Source organism: Acinetobacter sp. WC-141 (assembly GCF_000313935.1).
GTDB lineage: Bacteria > Pseudomonadota > Gammaproteobacteria > Pseudomonadales > Moraxellaceae > Acinetobacter.
This window is the reverse complement of sequence record NZ_AMSS01000061.1, coordinates 97,112-119,684: the sequence shown is the minus strand read 5'-3', so window position 1 is coordinate 119,684 and position 22,573 is coordinate 97,112. Positions and strand designations below refer to the sequence as shown.

At 36.9% G+C, this 22,573-nt stretch carries 24 protein-coding genes; 8 read left to right on the top strand and 16 right to left on the bottom strand.

Translation table 11 applies throughout. The annotated features are described in order from the left end of the window. Together ACINWC141_RS12815 and ACINWC141_RS12810 are read right to left on the bottom strand one after the other, a co-directional pair. Positions 1-806: IS30-like element ISAba125 family transposase (locus tag ACINWC141_RS12815; RefSeq protein ID WP_081033352.1), on the bottom strand; the 806-nt coding region annotated here is incomplete at its 3' end. A gap of 208 nt (positions 807-1,014) precedes the next feature. Continuing rightward, the gene (locus ACINWC141_RS12810) at positions 1,015-2,742 is read right to left on the bottom strand and encodes a glutamine--tRNA ligase/YqeY domain fusion protein (protein ID WP_009391777.1); all 1,728 of its coding nucleotides are present in this window, start codon (positions 2,740-2,742) and stop codon (positions 1,015-1,017) included. 168 nt (positions 2,743-2,910) lie between these two features. Here ACINWC141_RS12810 and ACINWC141_RS12805 point away from each other — a divergent pair, with 168 nt between their 5' ends. Together ACINWC141_RS12805 and ACINWC141_RS12800 are read left to right on the top strand one after the other, a co-directional pair. Continuing rightward, on the top strand, positions 2,911-3,420 hold the full coding sequence (locus ACINWC141_RS12805) for a peptidylprolyl isomerase (protein WP_009391780.1): 510 nt from the start codon (positions 2,911-2,913) through the stop codon (positions 3,418-3,420). A gap of 15 nt (positions 3,421-3,435) precedes the next feature. Beyond that, a complete protein-coding gene (locus ACINWC141_RS12800) occupies positions 3,436-4,155 on the top strand; it encodes a UDP-2,3-diacylglucosamine diphosphatase (protein WP_009391808.1) in 720 nt (239 codons plus the stop codon). A gap of 7 nt (positions 4,156-4,162) precedes the next feature. Here the strand turns inward: ACINWC141_RS12800 and ACINWC141_RS12795 are convergent, their stop codons facing one another. Then, positions 4,163-4,393: a hypothetical protein gene (locus ACINWC141_RS12795; RefSeq protein ID WP_009391738.1), complete on the bottom strand. Its 231-nt coding sequence runs from the start codon at positions 4,391-4,393 to the stop codon at positions 4,163-4,165. A gap of 141 nt (positions 4,394-4,534) precedes the next feature. Here ACINWC141_RS12795 and nfsB point away from each other — a divergent pair, with 141 nt between their 5' ends. Then, positions 4,535-5,188, top strand: a complete 654-nt coding sequence (gene nfsB, locus ACINWC141_RS12790; RefSeq protein ID WP_009391727.1) for an oxygen-insensitive NAD(P)H nitroreductase — start codon at positions 4,535-4,537, stop codon at positions 5,186-5,188. Positions 5,189-5,223: 35 nt separating this feature from the next. Here the strand turns inward: nfsB and ACINWC141_RS12785 are convergent, their stop codons facing one another. The 5 genes from ACINWC141_RS12785 to tsaE form a co-directional block, all read right to left on the bottom strand. Next, a complete protein-coding gene (locus ACINWC141_RS12785; RefSeq protein WP_009391758.1) occupies positions 5,224-6,084 on the bottom strand; it encodes an EamA family transporter in 861 nt (286 codons plus the stop codon). Positions 6,085-6,220: 136 nt separating this feature from the next. Then, a complete protein-coding gene (gene hfq, locus ACINWC141_RS12780) occupies positions 6,221-6,742 on the bottom strand; it encodes an RNA chaperone Hfq (RefSeq protein WP_009391731.1) in 522 nt (173 codons plus the stop codon). Positions 6,743-6,836: 94 nt separating this feature from the next. Beyond that, positions 6,837-7,781 (bottom strand): tRNA (adenosine(37)-N6)-dimethylallyltransferase MiaA, encoded by a 945-nt coding sequence (gene miaA / locus ACINWC141_RS12775; RefSeq protein WP_009391682.1) that lies wholly within the window; start codon positions 7,779-7,781, stop codon positions 6,837-6,839. 6 nt (positions 7,782-7,787) lie between these two features. Continuing rightward, positions 7,788-9,737 (bottom strand): DNA mismatch repair endonuclease MutL, encoded by a 1,950-nt coding sequence (mutL, locus tag ACINWC141_RS12770; protein ID WP_009391698.1) that lies wholly within the window; start codon positions 9,735-9,737, stop codon positions 7,788-7,790. Further along, positions 9,730-10,203 carry a tRNA (adenosine(37)-N6)-threonylcarbamoyltransferase complex ATPase subunit type 1 TsaE gene (gene tsaE, locus ACINWC141_RS12765; RefSeq protein WP_009391742.1) on the bottom strand — a complete coding sequence of 158 codons (474 nt, stop codon included), beginning with the start codon at positions 10,201-10,203 and terminating at the stop codon, positions 9,730-9,732. Before tsaE ends, mutL begins: the two co-directional genes overlap by 8 nt. Before the next feature lie 120 nt (positions 10,204-10,323). Between tsaE and ACINWC141_RS12760 the strand changes: the two genes are divergently transcribed. From ACINWC141_RS12760 to ACINWC141_RS12750, 3 genes are all read left to right on the top strand, one after another. Further along, complete coding sequence (locus ACINWC141_RS12760) at positions 10,324-11,232, top strand: pseudouridine synthase (protein ID WP_034678554.1); 909 nt, start codon at positions 10,324-10,326, stop codon at positions 11,230-11,232. Between the two features lie 110 nt (positions 11,233-11,342). Then, entirely contained in the window at positions 11,343-11,651 is a 309-nt protein-coding gene (locus ACINWC141_RS12755) for a type II toxin-antitoxin system RelB/DinJ family antitoxin (RefSeq protein WP_009391751.1), read from the top strand. A gap of 98 nt (positions 11,652-11,749) precedes the next feature. Then, positions 11,750-12,193: a GNAT family N-acetyltransferase gene (locus tag ACINWC141_RS12750; RefSeq protein ID WP_009391755.1), complete on the top strand. Its 444-nt coding sequence runs from the start codon at positions 11,750-11,752 to the stop codon at positions 12,191-12,193. On the opposite strand, the gene ACINWC141_RS12745 is transcribed toward ACINWC141_RS12750, so the two are convergent. Together ACINWC141_RS12745 and ACINWC141_RS12740 are read right to left on the bottom strand one after the other, a co-directional pair. Beyond that, complete coding sequence (locus ACINWC141_RS12745; RefSeq protein WP_009391821.1) at positions 12,186-12,890, bottom strand: pseudouridine synthase; 705 nt, start codon at positions 12,888-12,890, stop codon at positions 12,186-12,188. The two genes, ACINWC141_RS12750 and ACINWC141_RS12745, sit on opposite strands and share 8 nt — an antisense overlap. A 102-nt stretch (positions 12,891-12,992) precedes the next feature. Continuing rightward, positions 12,993-13,211 (bottom strand): hypothetical protein, encoded by a 219-nt coding sequence (locus ACINWC141_RS12740; protein ID WP_004791556.1) that lies wholly within the window; start codon positions 13,209-13,211, stop codon positions 12,993-12,995. A 253-nt stretch (positions 13,212-13,464) separates the two neighbouring features. Here ACINWC141_RS12740 and ACINWC141_RS12735 point away from each other — a divergent pair, with 253 nt between their 5' ends. Continuing rightward, complete coding sequence (locus ACINWC141_RS12735; protein WP_009391736.1) at positions 13,465-13,917, top strand: DUF441 domain-containing protein; 453 nt, start codon at positions 13,465-13,467, stop codon at positions 13,915-13,917. Between the two features lie 61 nt (positions 13,918-13,978). On the opposite strand, the gene ACINWC141_RS12730 is transcribed toward ACINWC141_RS12735, so the two are convergent. Together ACINWC141_RS12730 and ACINWC141_RS12725 are read right to left on the bottom strand one after the other, a co-directional pair. Next, complete coding sequence (locus ACINWC141_RS12730; RefSeq protein ID WP_009391746.1) at positions 13,979-14,899, bottom strand: LysR family transcriptional regulator; 921 nt, start codon at positions 14,897-14,899, stop codon at positions 13,979-13,981. A 288-nt stretch (positions 14,900-15,187) separates the two neighbouring features. Then, a complete protein-coding gene (locus ACINWC141_RS12725; RefSeq protein ID WP_034678552.1) occupies positions 15,188-15,985 on the bottom strand; it encodes a DUF4198 domain-containing protein in 798 nt (265 codons plus the stop codon). A 242-nt stretch (positions 15,986-16,227) separates the two neighbouring features. On the opposite strand from ACINWC141_RS12725, the gene ACINWC141_RS12720 reads away from it, so the two are divergent. Next, positions 16,228-17,421: an MFS transporter gene (locus ACINWC141_RS12720; RefSeq protein WP_009391739.1), complete on the top strand. Its 1,194-nt coding sequence runs from the start codon at positions 16,228-16,230 to the stop codon at positions 17,419-17,421. Positions 17,422-17,453: 32 nt separating this feature from the next. Here the strand turns inward: ACINWC141_RS12720 and ACINWC141_RS12715 are convergent, their stop codons facing one another. The 4 genes from ACINWC141_RS12715 to ACINWC141_RS12700 form a co-directional block, all read right to left on the bottom strand. Next, positions 17,454-18,437 carry an ion transporter gene (locus tag ACINWC141_RS12715; RefSeq protein WP_009391734.1) on the bottom strand — a complete coding sequence of 328 codons (984 nt, stop codon included), beginning with the start codon at positions 18,435-18,437 and terminating at the stop codon, positions 17,454-17,456. A 121-nt stretch (positions 18,438-18,558) separates the two neighbouring features. Then, positions 18,559-18,993, bottom strand: a complete 435-nt coding sequence (locus ACINWC141_RS12710; protein WP_009391668.1) for a hypothetical protein — start codon at positions 18,991-18,993, stop codon at positions 18,559-18,561. 228 nt (positions 18,994-19,221) lie between these two features. Then, positions 19,222-21,861, bottom strand: coding sequence for a bifunctional aconitate hydratase 2/2-methylisocitrate dehydratase (locus tag ACINWC141_RS12705; protein WP_009391688.1), 2,640 nt, complete (start codon positions 21,859-21,861; stop codon positions 19,222-19,224). 252 nt (positions 21,862-22,113) lie between these two features. Then, positions 22,114-22,476, bottom strand: a complete 363-nt coding sequence (locus tag ACINWC141_RS12700) for a hypothetical protein (protein WP_081400138.1) — start codon at positions 22,474-22,476, stop codon at positions 22,114-22,116. Between the last annotated feature and the right edge of the window lie 97 nt (positions 22,477-22,573).

The window sequence follows — 22,573 nt, the reverse complement described above, 5'->3', positions numbered from 1 at the left end:
GGTGAATGTGGGTCACAGAAATATACATCTATGCCTAAATCTTCTTCGAGTATTTTATGTTCTGACATCTCGCGTCCACGGTCATAGGTCAACGTTTTACGCAGTTCTGCAGGTAAATATTTCAGAGCTTCAGTTAAAGCCTTGCGCACTGATTCTGCCTTTGCATCAGGTAATGTTGCCAAGATACAGAGCCGTGTATTTCGTTCAATAAGTGTTGCTATCGAACTTTTATTGTCTTTACCTTTAATTAAATCAGCTTCCCAATGACCCGGTATTTTTCTTTCTTGAACTTCGGCTGGGCGCTCATGAATAGTTTTAATATCCTGTAATATAGAATCTTTTTTAGGTTCACCGTTAGCTTTTCGCTTTTTATTTTCATGACGCAGACAGGATAATAAGTCTTTTTTCAACTCACCCTTTGGTAATGCGCGTATCGTTGAATAAATCGTTGTATGGCTTACATTCATTGTTTGATCCAAATCAGGAAATGTCTTTAAACGCTTTGCTATTTGCTGAGGAGACCATAAACAACGGATCGCTTCAACAATAAATTTCCAGAGGATTGAATCGATTTTGAGTTTTCTGTGACCACGTCTACGTCTAGCGAAGGTGTTATCAGAAGCATATCGAGCTTGATAAACGTCATTGATGCTATTTCTTTTAAGCTCACGATAGATCGTACTAGGATGTCTTTTAATGAGTTCAGCAAATTTTCTGGCTGAAAAGCCTTCTTTTCTTGACTCAAGCATTAATGCAGTACGATCTTCAAAGTTAAGATGATGGTATGACAATTTTATATACTCCATAAACCCTTTAAATTAATTAGGTGGTTTATGTCGCACTTCAAGTTTTACTCTGCCCTGATTGTTCTTTATTTTTATGTGATTAATCCAGCTTAGCTTATTTGCCAAAGCATAATAAAGAATAATCTAGGTAAGAAAATAGATATAAAAAAGCCCAACTAAATTGGGCTTTTTTATATCTGCTATTTACTCAAAAAACACGTTACTCGTCTTACTTTTTCTCAGGCTTAAAGCTATCTTTCAAATCGAGAATACGGTTAAACACTGGTTTTTCAGGTGAATGATCATGTTGATCCGCAACAAAATAACCCTCACGTTCAAACTGGAAACGATCTTCAGGATTCGCTTGTGCTAAAGCTGGCTCAATGACAGCTTCTAATACTTTCAATGAGTCCGGATTTAAGTTTGCTAAGAAATCGTCACCTGTTTCAGGGTCTGCTTCTGTGAACAAACGATCATAAATACGTACTTCAGCAGGAATACCTTTGGTTGCAGATACCCAGTGGATTACCCCTTTTACTTTACGACCTTCTGGATTTTTACCTAAGGTTTCAGGGTCAATTGAACATTTCAGCTCAATCACTTCACCATTTGCGTCCTTAATAACTTCATCACATTTAATCACGTAAGCATGGCGTAAACGCACTTCACCGTCAGGAATTAAACGTTTAAAGCCCTTTGGCGGAATTTCTTCAAAATCTTTACGGTCAATATAAATTTCCTTGGTTAAAGGAATCACACGATCGCCCATATCCACGTTTGGATGGCGAGCATGATTAAGATCCATATCTTCTGGTAAATTGGTTAAAGTCACTTTAAGTGGGCTTAAAACAGCCATACCACGCGCAGCTGTATTTTCTAAAGATTGGCGAATACAGAACTCAAGCATTGCAACATCTACAATACCATCAGTTTTTGACACACCTACACGTTTACAGAAATCACGCAGACCTTCTGGAGTAAAACCACGACGGCGCATACCCACTACAGTTGGCATACGTGGGTCATCCCAACCATTTACATGAGCACCTTCCACCAATTTACGTAATTTACGTTTTGACGTAATGGTGTAGTCCACGTTTAAACGTGAAGATTCATACTGATGTGGAACCGCTTTAGATTTTACTTTTTCTACAATCCAGTCATAAAACGGACGGTGATCTTGGAATTCTAATGTACAAAGCGAATGAGTAATCCCCTCAATAGCATCAGACAATGGATGAGCATAGTCATACATTGGATAGATTTTCCATTTATCGCCAGTTTGGTGATGCTCTGAATGCAATACGCGGTATAAAATCGGATCACGCATATGTACATTGGTACTTGCCATATCAATTTTGGCACGTAGAACTGCTTCACCTTCTTTAAACTCACCACTACGCATTTTTTCAAAGCGAGTAAGATTCTCTTCAATAGAGGCATCACGGTATGGAGAATTTTTACCAGGTTCAACAAAGCTACCACGGTTTAACTTAATCTCTTCAGGAGATTGTAAATCTACATATGCATCACCTTGCTCAATGAGTTGAACAGCCCATGCATATAATTGATCAAAATAACCTGATGCATAGCGTGGCTCACCATTCCAGTTAAAACCAAGCCATTTCACATCATTCGCAATACCGTCAACATACTCTTGTTCTTCAGCATCAGGGTTTGTATCGTCAAAACGCAAATTACATAAACCATCAAACTCTTCAGCCACACCAAAGTTTAGGCAAATTGCTTTTACATGACCAATATGTAAATAGCCATTTGGTTCTGGTGGAAAACGCGTTACGATCTGCTTTGCACGTCCCGTAGCCAAGTCATCAGTAATCACTTGGCGAACAAAATCTAAGCCAGCCTGTTGTTCTTGCTGCGCAGAATCGACAGAGGCATGAGTATTCGGTGTCGGGTTATTTGGCAGGCTCGAGACAACATCATTAGGCTTCATAGTGTATCAATCACTTCTTTGTAGATAAAATTTCGAAAAATTTAAACGCTATCTTCATTTTTCACAAAGATTTTAACGTTTTTTACTTGCCTTGTAGTTTACAGTTTGCTTATGCTTCTCTCAACCAAAAACCCATGGTCATAAGCCCATGTTTAGGAGATTAATGTAATGAGTTTTCCTCAAGTCGAATTAAACACCAATAAAGGTCGTATTGTTCTTGAACTGAATGCTGAAAAAGCACCTAAAACAGTAGCAAACTTTTTAGAATATGTACGTGACGGTTTTTATGACGGCGTTATTTTCCACCGCGTCATTGATGGTTTCATGATCCAAGGTGGCGGTATGGATGAAAACTTCAAAGAAAAAGCAACACGTGATTCAATTGAAAATGAAGCTGATAACGGTTTAAGCAATGACGAAGGTACGATTGCAATGGCACGTACTCAAGCTCCGCACTCGGCGTCTGCTCAATTCTTTATCAATGTAAAAAATAACTCTTTCTTGAACCATACCTCTAAAACTGCTCAAGGTTGGGGTTATGCTGTATTTGGTAAAGTTGTTGAAGGTATGGATGTTGTTGAAGCGATCAAAGGTGTTCGCACTGGCAACCGTGGTTACCACGCTGACGTTCCTTTAGAAAACGTTGTAATTGAATCTGCTAAAATTATTTCTGAATAATTTTAGGATAAAGCTGTGACTTATCTGTTTATTTCAGATTTACATTTGTCACCTGAACACCCTCGACTCGTTCGAGGGTTTTTAGACTTATTGGTACATTACCAACATAAAAACACTCAACTCTACATCTTAGGTGATTGGTTTAATGCCTGGATTGGAGATGACTATTCAGCACCGTGGCTTGATGAAATTGTTGATGCCTTAAAAGACTTTAATAAAAAAGGGAATCGGGTTTACTTCCAAGTCGGTAACCGTGATTTTGCGCTTAATCAGGTTTTCCTCAATAAATTTAATGGCGTCTTACTACCTGATATTTATTCACTCAATATTGCAGGACATCAATATCGTCTAGAACACGGCGATGCCTTATGTACAGACGACGTTTCCTATCAAAAATTTAAAAAAATTATTCGAAATCCAATTTTAGTTGCTCTTTTACGCCGCACCCCACTCAGTTTCCGGACTAAACTAGTGAATGGCTTTCGCAAAAGAAGCTCCGCGGATAAACAACAAAAAAGCTATGAAATTATGGATGTGAATGAGCAAGCCGTTATTTCTGCTTTAGCAAATGTAGATATATTGATTCATGGGCATACTCACCGCCCCTCAATTCATCAGGTACAAGCTAAACAACGAATTGTTCTTGGCGATTGGCGTGAAGATCAGGCTTATATTTTGGAAATTGATCCGTCTTCAAATACGCAACAGCTCGAATTGATTGTCTGGAATTATTAGCTAGTAATTAGTCACTTTTTATTTTAACTTTCAATTCTTTAATTTTTTGATTTAAATCAAAATCGTAAATTGCACATGTACTGGCAATAAATATAAATTTCCAGCTTATATGTGCATGATCGTGATATTCAATGTATAAAATAAGAAGACTCAATACAAATACAAAAATTATAAAGACTTTAATTATTCTAATTTCTCGCAGCTTACTCTTTGCATCTGTTGGCATTAAATCAATCATTTTCAATAAATTACTAAAACTTTATATAAGAGCATTATATTTCTTTATCAAATTACATAGGAAATGTTTTTGAATAAAATAGCGTATGATGGCAAAGATTAAATTCTCTCAATTGCCATAAGATTGATATGGAGCACACCTATGGACCTATTGAATTCTGTTAAAAGCCGCTACACAACAAAAGCGTATGATCCTGAAAAGAAAATCCCTCAAGAAAAAATTAATAAATTATTAGAAATTTTACGTTTTTCACCTTCTTCGGTGAATATACAGCCTTGGCACTTTTTAGTTGCAGACAACCTTGCCGCTAAAGAAAGAATCGCAAAAGCCTTAACAGGCAAGTATGCTTATAATGCACCTAAAGTGCTTGAGTCATCACATACACTTATATTTTGCACAAGAACAGATATTTCAGATGAATACTTAAATCAATTACTTGAACAAGATGATTTAAGTGGGCGTTTTAAAGATGAAAAAGCTAAATTAGGCCAAAAAGATACTCGCCATGGTTATGTTGAATTCTATCGAAATGAACAGAAAAATTTATTTGGATGGATGGAAAATCAAACATTTATTGCTCTAGGACAACTACTGTTCGCTGCAGGTTTAGAAGGAATTGATGCAACACCAATGGGCGGTTTTGATGAAGAGATTTTAAATACAGAGTTAGGTTTAACTGAAAAAGGCCTACGTAGTTCAGTCATCGTTTCTCTCGGCTATCGCAGTGAAAACGATTTTAACGCCAAACTACCTAAATCACGCCTACCAGATGAAGTTATTTTTACCTATTTATAAAATTTAAATAGTTCAAGAGATTTAGTTCTCTTGAACTATGAAGACATTGCCATAGCCAAACAAAGCACGCCACTTATTCCGAATAAAATACCCAAAGTGGTAGGCCATTTTAATTTCTCTTTATATAAAATAATGCCACTTGCAACTCCTAATAACACCACAAGAATATTCATACTTGCAAAAACAATTGCAGGTGAATCTTTTAAAAGTATATGAGCCTTCACATATAAAGTAATATTTGAAAAATTAAGTAAACCTAATATCAACCCAGCTATAGCACTTTTAAACTGCCATTTTTGTGTACTCTGCACCAATAAATATGAAATTGATAATATAAAAGCGGTAATAAAAATAAGATTCAACGTGAGTGTAAATTGAAGGCCTAAACTACTCGTATATTTTAAGAGAATATCTACTGCGGCGTATCCACACCAAACGCTTAATAAAGCAAAAATTGCTTTTCGAGATTGATGATTCGAGGAAGAATCCATTTGTCCAAAGAGGACAAGTAAAACAGCAGAAATTCCTAAACCTATTCCCCAGAGTTTTAATGAATTAAATTGTTCATGAAAAAAGAAATAAGCTGCCAGTAAAGAAAGTACCACGGAAAGACGCTGTGCCACCTCAGTCTTAACAATCCCGGCATATTCTAATGATTTGGCTAAACACAGAAAAATACTCGGCAAAATCAAACCTAATGCAACAATTAGCCACCAAGGCGTTTTTTGTATTGAAATATGTTGAATATCAGGCTGAAACCAGCAAAAGCAAAGAATACTCGCGCTTGCATAGTTCCATGCAATCATTTGTAGCGGCTGGTAACCTTTTTTCTTTAAATTTTTTAATAGGATAGATACCAAAACACTGCTTAAAGCAGCAGCTAATATTAATAGCATCGATTAGAACTCTATTTAAAATATTATTCATCATGGTCAAATCATGGACTTCAATGAATTAAATATTTTGAATTAACTTATAAATAAACATAAAAAAACCAGTCATTATCTGACTGGTTTCTTTTTTAGATTTCAATTAACGATTATTTTCGTCTTCTTGACCATCTTCAAATTTAGTGTCGTTGTCAAAACCACCTTGATGACCACCGAAGCCGCCTTGACCACCGAAACCACCACCTTGACCACCGAAGCCACCTTGACCGCCGAAGCCGCCACCTTGACCACCACCAAAGCCGCCTTGACCACCGAAGCCGCCTTGAGCGCCACCGAAGCCACCTTGAGCGCCACCGAAGCCGCCTTGAGCGCCACCGAAGCCACCACTAGCTTGACCACCAAAACCGCCTTGTGTACCACCTTGTGCTGGGAAGCCTGTACCTTGCGCGCCTGCTGGGCGTGGGTTACGTGCTGGAACAACAGTTGAAATCGCGTGTTTGTAAACCATTTGACTTACTGTATTTTTTAATAAAACAACATATTGGTCAAATGATTCAATATGACCCTGTAATTTAATACCGTTCACAAGGAAAATAGAAACAGGAATACGTTCTTTACGGAGAGAATTTAAGAACGGATCTTGTAAAGTTTGACCTTTAGACATTTTTAACTCCAAAAAAAAATTTTTAAATCAGCGCAAAAAAACTATCTTTATTTTTCAACTAAAAATTATAAAAAGACAGTGTGCAAATTTTGCTTTATCCATAAGAGTTTCGCAAGTCTTCTTTCGCCTGCTTTATCGTCAAGTAAGTTTTAAAATCGTGTATTTCTTGCAAAGAACGTAACCACGTATATTGACGTTTGGCAAGTTGTCGTGTCGCAAATAAAGCTTTATCCTCCATTTCACGTTTACTTTTGAGACTTAAGTCACTTTTTAATAGAAATTCTAGTGCTTGTCGATAACCCACTGAACGCATTGAGGGTAAATTTTCATCTAAATCGTATTTTTCAATTAGAGCTTCAACTTCACTCAAAAAACCGATATCCCACATTTTGCTTAATCTTTGCTCAATGCGTTGATGTAATTCTACCCGATCTGGAAGTAAAGCATAATTATGAAATATGTATCGATATGGTACGTTTTTTGGTTGTTCTGCCTGTAATTTAGTAATTGGTTCACCCGTAAGCTTATAAACTTCTAAGGCTCGAATAATCCTTTGCTTATCAGTCACATTAAATTTTATAGCCGCGGCAGGATCTACAGAAACTAACTCATCATAAACAGCCTGCCACCCTTCATTTAAACCTTTTTCTTCAATTGCTGCGCGAACTTGGGCATCTGCACTCGGCAAATTACTCGATAGGCCTTCTAACAATGCTTTAAAGTACAACATTGTACCTCCTACCAAGATAGGAGTTTTCCCACGCGAATGCATGTCATCAATTAACTTACACGCATCTTCGACAAACTGAGCTGCTGAATAAACTTCAAGAGGTGTAATAATATCAATGAGATGATGAGGATAGAGCGCTTGTTCTTCACGTGTTGGCTTAGCAGTACCAATATCCATATCTTTATAAACAAGTGCAGAATCAACAGAAATCAATTCAAAATTTCCACGCTCGTATAATTCACATGCCAAAGCGGTTTTTCCACTTGCAGTTGGCCCCATTAAATTGATGACGGGCAATTGATTTGACATGTACAACTACTCTCCTCGAGCAAATAATTTATCTAATTGGGCTAGTGGAAATGCGCGCCAAGTTGGCCTTCCGTGGTTACATTGACTTGCAAATTCGGTTTGTTCCATTTGGCGAAGTAAAGCATTCATTTCAGAAAGACTGAGTTGTCGATGTGCACGTACGGCTCCATGACATGCCATTCCAGCTAATAACTCATCTCTTTTTTGAAGTAATCCTTGGGCTTCATCATTTGGGTCTAAATCATTTAAAAGTTCGGGAATAAGATTTTCAAAGTCAGCTTTTTGTAATATGGCTGGCACTCCCCGAACAATAACTTGCTCATCCCCATATAAATCAATTTCCAGCCCTAAACGCTCCAGTTGAGGTTTTAACTCTTCTACCCGCACTGCCTGCATACGACTAATAGAAATGACTTTAGGTATAAGCAACTGCTGAGATGTCCAAAATTCAGGTTTATCCCAAGCATTTTTCATTTGCTGTAATAAAATACGCTCATGCGCTGCATGCATATCGACAATAATAAGCCCTTCAGTATTTTGCGCTAAAATATAAATTCCATGAAGTTGAGCAATTGCGATACCTAAAGGAAACTCATCGACTTTAGTTACTGGCTCAATATTTTCATTTACTGAAAAATTAGTAGACTGGTCACGAAGAGGCGCTAAGTAAGTCTTTAACGCATTATTTAACTGAGGAGAACCATTATATTTTGGTGTTTGATCTGCATAGTGAATGGCTTGAGGACGACTAGCGTTAAAATCGGTTAATAACTCTGTTGGTGCTTGCTGTGGCTGTGGCTCACTATCTGCATTTAAAGTTTCATTTGCTCTGTGCAATGAAAATTGTTCTTGATATTTAGGCTGCGGCTGTACTGAATAATCTGATTGTTCATCTACTTTCATCGCTTGAGCTAAATCAGCACTCGCTGTCTGAAATTGCGATAGAATTTCTTTTGCATAATGCCTTACAAACTCGTGCACTTCTCTTTGATTTAAAAATCGAATTTCATGTTTTGTAGGATGAACATTCACATCAATATTTTCAGGGTCGACTTCTAAAAAAAGTAAATATGATGAATGCTGATGGCCATGTAAAATACCGTCATAGGCCATGCGTAACGCATGCGAAATTGTTTTATCTTTAACAATACGACCATTTACATAGACATATTGCATATCAGCTTGCGCACGTGCATCTGAAGGATGACCAAGCCAACCCGATAAACGCATGCTAATACTTTCGGCATCCATCCAATATGCATTTTGTACAAATTGCGAACCTAATAATTGCTGTACCCGCTGAAAACGCAGCTCGCCGCTATCTGCTATAGGTAAATTAATTCTAATATTATCATTATGTTCAAGCACAAAACGTATATCGAAATGTGTTAAAGCTAGACGGCGAACAATTTCTTCAATATGACCAAATTCAGTCGTTGGTTTCTTTAAAAATTTACGGCGCGCAGGAACATTAAAAAATAAGTCCTGAACACGTATATGGGTTCCCTTTTGAGCAGCAACGGCTTGTACTTCTTGGTGATCAAAGGCTGTACCATTTACTTCAACTCGATGGCCGATTCCACTTTCATCTTGGCTACTCGTTAATGTCAATCTTGAAACAGCGGCAATCGAAGCAAGCGCCTCCCCGCGAAATCCTAAACTTACAATAGCGTGTAAATCTTCTGCCGTTTTAATTTTACTTGTGGCATGACGCATAACAGCTAATGCTAAATCTTCAGAATGAATGCCATGCCCATTATCAATAATTTCTATTAGGGTCGAACCACCTTGAGCAATTCGCACAATCAGCTCAGTTGCACCGGCATCAATTGAGTTTTCTAATAATTCTTTAACAACAGATGAAGGACGCTCAATCACCTCACCCGCAGCAATCTGGTTGGCTAACGCTGCGTCTAATGTATGGATACGACGTCGTGCTAGCTTTTCATCAGTCATGAAGCTGTTCCTGCAAAGTCTGATACAAATGTTCTGTAGGTAAAGTTAACGTTACTAAACGGCTCAACTCATCATCTGATTTCTGAATATCAATAATGATATCGGCCTCTGGAATTTCATCGCCACCTTTTGATGGCCATTCAAATAAAAATAATGCATCTGTGATATCTAAATAATCACGGATTCCCATTAATTCAAGTTCATAAGGGTCATTCAAACGATATAAATCAAAATGAAAAATTTCTTTTTCATTGATTTTATACGGCTCAACGAGCGTATAGGTTGGACTTTTAACAGAGCCTTTGTGGCCCAAAGCCTGCAAGAAATAGCGCGTAAGTGTGGTTTTACCCGCACCTAGGTCCCCAATTAAATAAATTACACCCGACTGGACATGTTGCGCCAAAGCTTGAGCTAAACGCTCAGTATCTTCTTCATGATTTAAGACCAATTTCAATGAATACGACATAGCACACATAACATGATTCGAAATAATCGATATGATAACATTGCCCTGCCTTAAAAGCCTACTCAAGCCCTAGAAGTTGGCTTTTTTTATATCAATTCTCTTACTTATTTACACTTTTTTATGTCTAGTCCGAACGAATTTCTGCCGCCCATGATTAATGGTGTAAGTGCAAGCCAAGTCTATCTTCCTGCACAAACAAATACTCAAACAATTTATGAGTATCTATGCCAACATTTTCAACATATTAAAGTACAAGAGTGGCAACAACGATTTCAGGATGGACTTATTTATGGCGCGAATGGACAAAAATTAACATTAGACAGTCCCTATCAAGGTAATACGCATATTTTTTATTATCGCTTTCTTGCCTATGAACCACATGTTCCTTTCGAACATCGAATCTTATTTGAAAATGATGATCTACTGGTGGTCGATAAACCGCATTTTTTAACGATTAGTCCAACTGGACAATATGTACAAGAAACATTATTAGTTCGTCTAAAAAAACAAACAAGCAATGAATCTTTAACGCCCATACATCGATTAGACCGTGAAACTGCTGGCGTTGTTCTATTTTGCAAACGGGTTGAGTCGCGTGGTGTTTATCAACAATTATTTGCAGAGCGCCAAGTCAATAAAATTTATCACGCTGTTGCACCTTATAAAAAAGATTTAAATTTTCCTCAGACATTAAAATTGCATTTAGATAAAGGTAATCCTTTTTACACTATGCAAGTTGTGGCAAATACAAAAACAAATACCGAGACCTATATTGAGCTTATCGAACATAACCAAATGTGGGCAAAATATCGCTTAACCCCCACAACAGGTAAACAACATCAACTTCGTGTACATCTTAATTATTTAGAAATTCCGATTAAAAATGATCCATTTTATCCTAACGTTCAACATAAGGCAGAGGACGATTTCTCAGAACCATTGCAGCTTCTAGCTAAGCATATTTCATTTATAGATCCCCTCACGAAAGAGGAAATGTCTTTCAATTCCGAATTTGAATTGACATTGTAATGTAACCGTAATGACAAAAAGATTATTTTTTATGCCAAAAAGCATTGAAATTACATTGCGATGGTTTAAAATAAATTTCTAAAAATTAAAATCATTTGGTTTTGTTATTCATGCGAAAAACAGAAGTTTATCAGGTTCGACTAGACTCCCAAGAGAAAAAGCAGGCTTTTGCTGTTTTTAAACAATTGGGTATTACCCCTGCCCAAGCGGTACGACTTTTTTTTAAACAGGTCGTATTAACTAAATCTATTCCATTTGCGATTGAAAATCAGACGATCAATATGGAACAATTATTAAAGCTGAGAAAAGCAAAAGCATCTTCATTAAGCCAAAATCCATCAAATTTAGCTGAAGATGATGACCATGAGGATTTATTTGAAGAACTTAATGCTCTTCTTGGTGAAAGCGACAAAATTTAACACTGTTGCATTTATAAACAAGTTTTAACGTCAAAAAGCTCTTTTTTTCGTTATGCTCTCTTTGTAAAAACATAATGATAAGTTACAAGGAGTGCCAAATGATCGTTAGACGAGCGACTTTTGAAGATTTAGAGCAACTCGCCGTTTTATTTGATGAATACCGTCAGTTTTATGGGGCTTCTTCTAATTTTAATGAATCGCTTCACTTTCTTAAACAACGTTTTGAGAATAGAGAAAGTATATTTTTTATTCACATTAAAGACGATAAAATCACAGGGTTCGTTCTACTCTATTTAGGCTTTTCTTCAGTTGCTTGTTCAACCTACTATATTTTAGATGACGTATATGTAACACCTGTTTTTCGTCGTCAAGGCTCTGCTAAACAGTTAATCGATACTGCTATTTTATTTGCAAAGCAACAAAATGCTTTACGTATTAGTCTAGAAACTCAAAGTAACAACCATGAGTCTCATCGGCTATATGAACAAATGGGCTTTATTCGGGACAGTGAATTCCAAACATTTCATTGCTTTCTTAAGTGATATTTTGGGCGAGATGTTTTTGCTTTTCAGACAAATAAATCCATTCTCCCTCTGCAAGTTCAGGTAAAACCAATTGCCCTACTTGATGGCGATGTAATGCTTCTACCTTATTTCCTACAGCTGCAATCATTCTTTTGACTTGGTGATAAACGCCTTGATGAATCGTCATCGTTAATTGATGAGTTTCTAATATAGCTACATCTGTTGCAGCAAAAACACCTTTTTCTTGATGTAAGCTTACCCCTTGGCTCAACATTTCAATTTGCTCAGGTGTTACTGGATCTATGGTCGTAACATGATAAACCTTTGGAACATGTTTACGCGGATGAGTTAAAGCTTGAAGATATTTACCATCATCAGTAAGTAAGAGTAAACCGGTTGTATCTTGATCCAAACGGCCAATAGCCTGTACACCTCTATGAATCATGATTTCAGGTAAAAGACTAAAAACGCTTTGATGATGTTGCGGCTGATGTGAACATTCAAAACCTTTTGGCTTTTTTAAAGCCAGATAAACTTTTTCTCGATATTGATAAGTTTGTCCAAAAAGAGAAAATTCTAAATTTTCAGGAGAGAATTGCTTTTTAAGATTATCTACAATCTCTCCCTCAACAATTACAGACCCATTTTTTATTAACTGCTGACAATATTTACGTGAACCAAACCCTTGTGATTGTAAAATTTTTTCCAGCAGCATGAAATTTTCTCATTAGAACTAAGCTGTTATTTTAACGTAGTTTCCATTTTTTACTAAACACTACTCGCTACTGTTTTCGTTTACTTCAAACAGCTCGTACCCTTACTCTTCAACGACTCGATAAATATTTTCATTCTGCTCACTTTCAAATAACAACTCAGTAGTTGGCAAAATAATTTCATTATCTACAATAATATGCTCAATACGCTGGCTTAGTTTTAAAGATTCATTTTCATGTTCAACTAAATTTTTCTTTAGCTGGGCTTTTGCATCGTGAATCTGGTCAAACTGATCTTTGATTTTAATATCTATAATATCCATAAAAATATCCTGTACTCATGAGTAATGACTATTTTTATATCACAGTTTTTTAAAACTATAATTTTTAACTTGTTAATTTATATAACATTGTGTCCAAGCGTAAACAAAAATTAAAACTCTTTATCATTGAGAGATATACAATAAATTTTTATTAAAAATAAGTTCTGAAATCGGCTGTATCTTTTAAAGCGTTCACATTACGACTCTTAAATATTATACAATTCCATTTTATTTACTTTCCTTTCTACTCCTCATGCTTGCCCAATTTGATGTTAATTTAGTTGTTTTACTCGTTCTGCTTGTCTGCGGTTTATTAAGTCAAAATGCGGCTGTAACCATTGCAGCGGGTGTACTCATTGTCGTTAAAATCACGCCTTTAAATGAGTTCTTTCCTTATATTCAAGCACATGGTCTTAATTTAGGAATTCTTATTTTAACGATTGGCGTACTCACACCAATTGCCAGTGGAAAGCTTAGTGGGGAAAGTATTTTAAAATCATTTGTTAGTTTTAAATCGCTTGTTGCTATCGCAATTGGTTTGTTAGTCGCTTGGCTAGGTGGACGCGGAGTAAAACTTATGTCAAGCCAGCCTGATGTTGTTGCAGGCTTACTCATTGGGACAGTTGCTGGTGTGGCCTTACTACGTGGTGTACCAGTCGGCCCTCTAATTGCAGCCGGCTTACTCTCTTTATTTATTGGTAAATAAGAAGTCGATATAGAAAAGGTGCAATTAAGCACCTTTTTAACACTTAGGCTAAATTATTTATTTAGCCAGAATAATAGGCATTTCGTTTTAAAGAAAACTTTTCTAATTGCTTTAAAAACCCTTCGAAATAACTTTTCTCTTTTTCTTCAGTTCGATAGCCCGCATATAAAGTTCGTCTTAAACCTGTAGGAGAAACACAATCTAAACGGCGACTAGTAACCCATCCCTTTTGTTCATATTCATTTACTACCCAATCCGGTAAAGCAGCAATCCCTCGTCCACTTGCTACAAGCTGAATGAGCATTTGGGTTAAGTCCGTTGTCCGTATTTGTTTAGGCTGAATATTCGCAGGAATGAAAAGTTTCGACATAATATCTAAACGATGCTTATCAACTGGATAAGTAATTAAGACTTGTTCTGCTAACTCTTGAACAGTAATATTTTCGGCACGCACCAAAGGATGAGTATTTGATAGGACCAAACGTGATTCGTATTCAAAAATCGGGAAATACTCAATTCCTTTTAAAGCAATTGGGTCAGCTGTAATCAGTAAATCAAATTCTGCATTTTGTAAAAGTTCATGTGGATTGGCTTCAAAACCTGAAGCGAAGTCTAAATCGACATCCGGATATTGCTGTCGATATTGATTTAATAAAGGCATTAACCAGTCAAAACAACTGTGGCATTCCGATGAAAAAATAATTCTGCCAGTCTGTCCATGCACAATACGCGTGATGTCACTATGAGTAATCTGAATTTGTGGCAAAACGTCATCGGCTAACTTAAGTAAGCGCTGTCCTACATTAGAAAAACTAACAGGTCTACTTCGACGATTAACGACTTCTACCCCATACCAATGATCTAATTCTTTTAATTGATGGGAAATTGCAGATGGTGTCAAACAAAGATCATTTGCTGCCGAAACCAATGAACCGTGTTCACGTAAGGCAACTAAGGTTTTAAGGTGGCGTATTTCTAACATGGGCCCCAGCCTAAAAAAGAGATTTATCTATAAATGGCTAAAGCACATGTTTGCTGTTCCATAAAACTTTCGATAAATCTTTATTAATGAATTTTATTCACTTTAACACAAAATTAGTTAGTTTGTCTCAACATGAATTTTATTTCACTATTTTCACATGGGATGAATTTAGGTATTTTCAAAAAAGAAGGAAAATTAAAGCGATTTTATAAAAATTTTTAAAGTGGTTAAAAAAGCATAAGACAAAAATAGACCTTTATTAGGTCTATTTTTATAAAAAACTAAAAACTACTGTGCTAATACATTTAAGCTAATAATCGTATAACTCTGATCTTTAGGTTTTGATTTCAAATTTAGGGGAGCTGTTACTTCTACTAGGTACTCTCCAGCTTTTGGAAAGCTAAGCTCAACCTGACCGTTGTTTTCTGCCTTAAACTGCTGCACTTTTTTGTCAGTTGCACCCTTTTCTCTTAAATTAACTTCAGCATAAGCTAAAGGTTGGCCTTTTTGAGTTATAGCTAATTTAACTGGTTGAGCAGCTTTAATTTGGTTTGGATGCACAGAGAAACTAACTTTAATCGGTGTATTAGGAAGCTGAATATCTGAAACTTTTCCCTTAGAAAGATAACTCTGCAATATCCACTCACGTGTTACTTGCTCTGTTTTAATTGTTTTTGTTTTAAGGTCAGTCGGAATCAAATATTCACGTTCTGCTTTCGGTGGAGCTTTATCAGCTGGCATATCAAAAAATAGATGCCATTCTTTTTGGTCATATACATATTTTAAAGGGTAACTCGCCTGAGTTTGAACAATGTATGTGCCCTCTTCAGGTAGATCTACATCAAAGACAGTTACAGACTTATGCATAGCTTCTGAGTTGACGGTTTTAAGCTCATTTTTAGGTGTAATTACAGTAAGCTTGGCATCTTTTAAAGCATATTCACTATTTAATGCTTCTTCAGCATAACCAGTAATTACAGGTACTTGAGTCTGTTCAGTTTTATAAGCTACAGGTGCTACATAAGGTTCGTGAGCAAAGCCTGTTGTACATATCAATGCAAGTGACGTCATTAGAAATCTATTCATTATTAGAAAATCCTGTTGTATACAAAGTTAAAAAATCAAACAAAATATAAGCGAATACAATATACACAAATAAAAACAATTCTTATTATCATTCGTTATTTTTTATTATTTATAGCTCAAAACATGAAGATTTAAATTTACTTCATTTGAATATTTAATCCTTATCTCAATATTTTAGTTTTTTATTATTCTGTTCTCTTTTCCCTTATACTTCTCTTTTTTGTGTCTTCCCTTAACTTATTATGGCGTCCCAACAATCTCCCCTTTCTACACATCAACACTATTCTCTCTTTTTAGCAATTTTCTCTCTCGCTGTAGGTGGTTTTTGTATTGGAACCACCGAATTCGTCGCAATGGGACTGATTCAGGAAATTGCAAATAATTTAAATATTACAGTACCTGAAGCTGGCCATTTTATTAGTGCCTATGCATTGGGTGTAGTTATTGGTGCTCCTATCATTGCTATTCTCGGAGCCAAAGTTCCGAGAAAAACTTTATTACTTGGTTTAATGCTTTTTTATGGTGTAGCTAATGCCTGTACTGCTTTAGCACACACACCTGAAACTGTTTTAATCTCACGTTTCATTGCAGGTTTACCACACGGAGCATATTTTGGAGTCGGTGCATTAGTTGCAGCAGAACTCGCTGGACCATCAAGAAGAGCTTCTGCGGTTGCTCAAATGATGATGGGGCTTACAGTTGCGACTGTAATTGGTGTTCCTCTAGCAACTTGGTTAGGTCAAAATTTTGGCTGGAGAGCAGGTTTTGAGTTTTCAGCCACCATTGCTTTCGTTACTTTAATTGCTGTTGGCTTCTTTGTACCTAATATTCCAGTCCAAGCTACTGCCAGTATAAAAACAGAGTTAGCTGGTCTTAAAAATATCAACATGTGGCTAACACTAGCAGTAGGCGCTATCGGTTTTGGGGGCATGTTTTCTGTTTATAGTTATGTTTCACCAATTTTGACTGAATATACTCAGGTTAATATCCAAATTGTCCCTATCGCTTTAGCTATTTGGGGTACTGGTATGGTTATCGGTGGCTTAGCAGCAGGGTGGCTTGCAGATAAAAACCTCAACAAAACGATTGTCGGTGTATTAATTAGTTCAGCTATTGCTTTTGTTGTTGCCAGTTTCTTAATGAGTAATATCTATACTGCGATTGCCTCATTATTTTTAATTGGTCTTACGGTAATGGGATTAGGTGGAGCTTTGCAAACCCGTCTAATGGATGTCGCAGGCGAAGCCCAAACATTAGCAGCGTCACTCAACCACTCTGCCTTTAATATGGCCAATGCATTAGGTGCATTTTTAGGGGGATGGGTACTCAGCCACCAAATGGGTTGGATCGCGCCAATCTGGGTAGGTTTTGTTTTAAGTCTCGGTGGTCTTATTATTTTACTTATTGCATTTGCTGTTGAAAAAGCCAGTAAGTAAATTTAATCAAAGAAGATGCTAACTTATTATTTCTAATCAGTTAGCTTTCCACCACAGTGTGGGCAATAACATTTTTTCTCTCTAACCGACTCTTCTTGCTCTAATACTTTTTCACGCATAATTTGAACAATCAGGTTATGCGCCTGCTCTTTTGGTAGACCTACTTTTTGACGGATCCGTTCTATTTCAACTTCATCATGTAAAATATCAATACCTCGTGCTTGAAGTAATTCACGAAATTCTTGCTCTAGCCTTTGATTCCGCTGGTTAAGTTCATTTGCGAGTCCAGACGCCAAAATACCAGCCGGTAATGCTGCAATACCAACACCCAAAATAGTAATAAGCGCGCCTAATAACTTTCCTAGGCTAGTTACTGGAGTGACATCGCCATATCCCACCGTGGTTAAAGTCACTACAGCCCACCACATAGATTTAGGTATTGAACTAAAAGCTTCTGGCTGAGCCTTGTTTTCAACCACATAAATTCCAGAAGCAGTCATAATAATCATAATGATTAAAATAAAGATAACAGCTTGAAAAGAACCTTTCTCACGTTTAATCACGCATAACAATATCTGTAGCGAGATAAAATACCGTGTCAATTTTAATAAGCGAAGTAAACGTAAGATTCTGAGCATACGAAGATCAATCCGTACGAAGAAATTGAGATAGGCAGGTAAGATTGCCATCAAATCAATAATTGCTTCACCGCTTTTCATCCAGTTCAAGCGGATTTTCCATGCAGATTGTGTGGTATCTCGATCTGCAATACTCCATAATCTTAATAAATATTCAATACTAAAAATTCCAATTGAAATAACTTCAAAATAGTCGAACCAAATATGATAACTTGAGTACAAATCATTTACTGTTTCTAATAAAACGGCAGCGACGTTACCAACAATTAAAAAGACTAAAAAATAATTAATACATCTACTTACCGTAGTTTCATAGTCATGATTATGAAGATTATTATAAAAAAACTTACGCAATCCCATCCAAGCTGAATTTTGCATATTGATCTGACCACTTGATATTGGTGATATAGTAAGCTCTCGCCCTCTATTCACCAATATAGTCTTTAATAAATTTTCCTTCACTCACTTCGGCATTTAAAATTTTCTAACTCTGCCCACTTCAGCTCGCCGCTACACATCGGAATTCTTTTTCTTTCCACCACATCACATCATAGATGCCCGGATGTGATTTTAAGATAATATTTATATAGTTTTGCAGCACCATAATATGATGAGTAATATCAAGTTTTCTAAATAAAAACTTTCTTAAAATGGGTGTGTTTGGAGAAATAAAAATTGCGAAACCGTTGCTATATTCTTCATAGACACTTATACCAAGATACATCGTTATTTCAGGGAGTGGAATCTCAATTTGCCACCCCCATTTTTCACTATATAGCTCTACATTTAAATGATATCTATTTTTTAAAATACTAAAAATATACTGTGCAATATCTTCAGTTTTTTGAACTAAAACACCTTCTTCGTTAGAGTATGTTTTTTGTTCATATATTTGGTAATCATCAAATTTAAATTCAACAATTGTCTTTAGCATTCTTAAGTTCCCTATATAAAATACTCATATTTTTTTTAATTATTATTAAGTTCGTTCAATTATTTTAAAGCAAAAAACGTTTTAATATCTAGACTAATATTTATTTTTACATTTTCATTAAATAAAATTTGATCTATTTATTATTTTTAAAACTAATTATGTATAAAGTCTCATTTAAATAAAAAAGGAGCTGAATAATCAGCTCCTTTTTTGTACTAAATCGACGTATTAAGTCAATTGAGCAGCTTGGATTTTCTTAGTATCAACTTGATCAGCTTCTTTAGTATATTCGCTCATCTTGTCGAAGTTTAAGTATTTGTAGATGTCAGCAGAAGCGCTATCGATTTGCGACGCGTACTGTTGATATTCTTCTGGGCTTGGTAATTTACCAAGAACCGCAGCTACAGATGCAAGCTCAGCAGATGCTAAGTAAACGTTTGCACCTTGACCTAAACGGTTCGGGAAGTTACGAGTAGATGTCGATACACATGTTGTGTTCGGCGCTACACGTGCTTGGTTACCCATACATAATGAACAGCCTGGCATCTCTGTACGCGCACCAGCACGGCCATAGATGTTATACAAGCCTTCTTCCATTAATTGGTGCTCGTCCATACGAGTTGGTGGAGCCAACCATAAACGAGTAGACAATGAACCACCAGGTACTTTATCAAGTAACTGACCAGCTGCACGGAAGTGACCGATGTTGGTCATACAAGAACCGATGAATACTTCATCAATTTTGTCGCCTTGAACGTCAGAAAGAAGTTTCGCGTCGTCTGGATCGTTCGGGCAGCAAAGAATTGGTTCTTTGATGTCAGCAAGATCGATTTCGTAAACTTTTAAGTATTCAGCATCAGCATCAGCTTTTAACAAGCTTGGGTTGTCTAACCACTTCTGCATGTTTTCTGCACGGCGCGCCATAGTACGAGCATCGCCATAACCTTCTGCAATCATCCACTTCAACATAGTGATGTTAGAACGTAAGTATTCAGCAACTTTCTCTTCAGAAAGTGTGATTGAACAGCCAGCAGCAGAACGTTCAGCAGAAGCATCAGAAAGTTCGAATGCTTGCTCAACAGTCAAGTCATTTTCCATTTCTGACAAATCGATCTCAAGGATACGACCAGAGAAGATGTTTTTCTTACCTTTCTTCTCTACAGTTAAGTCACCCGCTTGAATTGCGTAGTAAGGGATTGCATGTACAAGGTCACGTAAAGTGATACCAGGTTGCATTTTACCTTTGAACTTAACAAGTACAGACTCTGGCATATCAAGTGGCATAACACCAGTTGCAGCTGCAAATGCAACAAGACCAGAACCCGCTGGGAATGAAATACCGATTGGGAAACGAGTATGTGAGTCACCACCAGTACCTACTGTATCTGGAAGTAACATACGGTTTAACCAAGAGTGGATAATACCGTCACCTGGACGTAAAGATACACCACCACGGTTCATAATGAAGTCAGGTAATGTATGGTGAGTTGTTACGTCAACTGGTTTTGGATACGCAGCAGTGTGACAGAAAGACTGCATTACTAAGTCAGCAGAGAAGCCCAAGCAAGCTAAGTCTTTTAACTCGTCACGAGTCATTGGACCTGTTGTATCTTGAGAACCAACTGTAGTCATCTTAGGTTCACAGTAAGTACCCGGACGAATACCTTGACCTTCTGGTAAACCACATGCACGGCCAACCATCTTCTGAGCTTGTGTAAAGCCTTTGCCAGTGTCAGCAGGTTGAACAGGGGTACGGAACAATGTAGAAGGTGGAAGTCCTAATTCTTCACGTGCTTTAGTTGTCAAACCACGACCAATGATCAAGTTAATACGACCACCAGCACGTACTTCGTCTAAAAGTACTGGAGTTTTAAGTTCTGCTTCTGAAATTTGTACGCCATCTTTAAAAGCAGTAACTTTTGCGGCAGCATGATCAATTTTCAATACAACTTCGTCGCCCATGTTCATGTTAGCAACGTCGATTTCTACAGGTAATGCACCTGCGTCTTCCATTGTGTTGAAGAAAATTGGAGCGATTTTAGAACCTAAGCACACACCACCATCTTTTTTGTTTGGAATGTGTGGAAGTTCGTCACCGAAGAACCAAAGTACAGAGTTAGTTGCAGATTTACGGCTTGAACCTGTACCAACAACGTCACCCACATAAGCAACTTGGTTGCCTTTCGCGATGAGTTCTTTGATTTGGCTTAATGGACCAACTTCACCTGGTTTTTCAGGGTTGATACCATCACGCTCGTTTTTTAACATTGCATTTGCATGTAATGGGATATCTGGACGGCTCCAAGCATCTTGAGCTGGAGACAAGTCATCAGTATTTGTTTCACCAGTTACTTTGAATACAGTGATTTTGATTTCTTCTGGAACATCAGGACGGCTAGTGAACCATTCTGCTTCTGCCCAAGATTGTAAAACAGCTTTAGCAGCATCGTTACCAGCTTTTGCTTTATCTGCTACGTCGTGGAATGCATCAAATACAAGAAGTGTTTTCTTTAATGCTTCAGCAGCTAGGTTTGCAAGTTCAGCATCGTCAAGAAGCTCAACGAGTGGTGCTACGTTGTAACCACCAAGCATTGTGCCAAGTAAGTAAACTGCACGCTCTTTAGAAACGAGTGGTGAAGTTGCTTCGCCTTTTGCAATTGCTGCCAAGAACGCTGCCTTTACGTAAGCTGCTTGGTCAACACCTGCAGGAACACGGTTTTCAAGCAAATCAACCAAGAACGCTTCTTCGCCTGCTGGTGGATTTTTTAATAGTTCAACAAGCTGAGCTGTTTGAGCATCATCAAGTGGCTTCGGTGGGACTCCGAGTGCGGCACGTTCTTCAACGTGTTGGCGGTAAGCTTCTAGCACGGTGTTCATTCCTCTTTTTTTGAAAAATTACTTGCAAATTCCAGCTTTCGAAAAAGCTTCACAAGTAATATGGACTACAAAAGTTTACTAGAGTTCACGGTAAAAGTTAATGAGCGCGGGGTGTTTCTCCGTGATGCCCATTATTTTGTATCTAAATACCTGTGTTTAAATAATGAGCAAAATGGCTGATTCTGGGTTATTTTTGAGCGAAAGAACCTAATATTAGTAGAATTTCAATAAACTTAGACAGAATTAGAACGGTTTATATCTTGGCATTTTTTCATGAGGTGTTGACAAACATTCTTCCATCATTTGCTTTCTAACTTTTTCTTGTACAGCTTGCTGATCTTTAGTTAATTCTTCTTTTGGAATTGCGTAAACTTTTTCAATAATATTAAGAATAAATTTTTTCGTAATGTCATCTTCAATTTTATTTGCATGCTCAACTGCTTGAGCTTTTTCAATTGCTTGCTGACGATCAAAAACAATACTTCTAGCTGCGTTGCCTACGCTAGTACAAAAGCCATGCCATTGCTCTTCTGGTGTTAATGGCTTCTTTTCTGAACAACCAACAAAGAACAAGCTCATTGCAATCAATAAAATCTTTTTCATCACTTCACTACACTAATTATTGCTGTTCATATCATACGGAAAATCATCATTTTTGCAAAAACTGATATAAAAACCGAGATAGCAAAATCTCGGTCGTTTA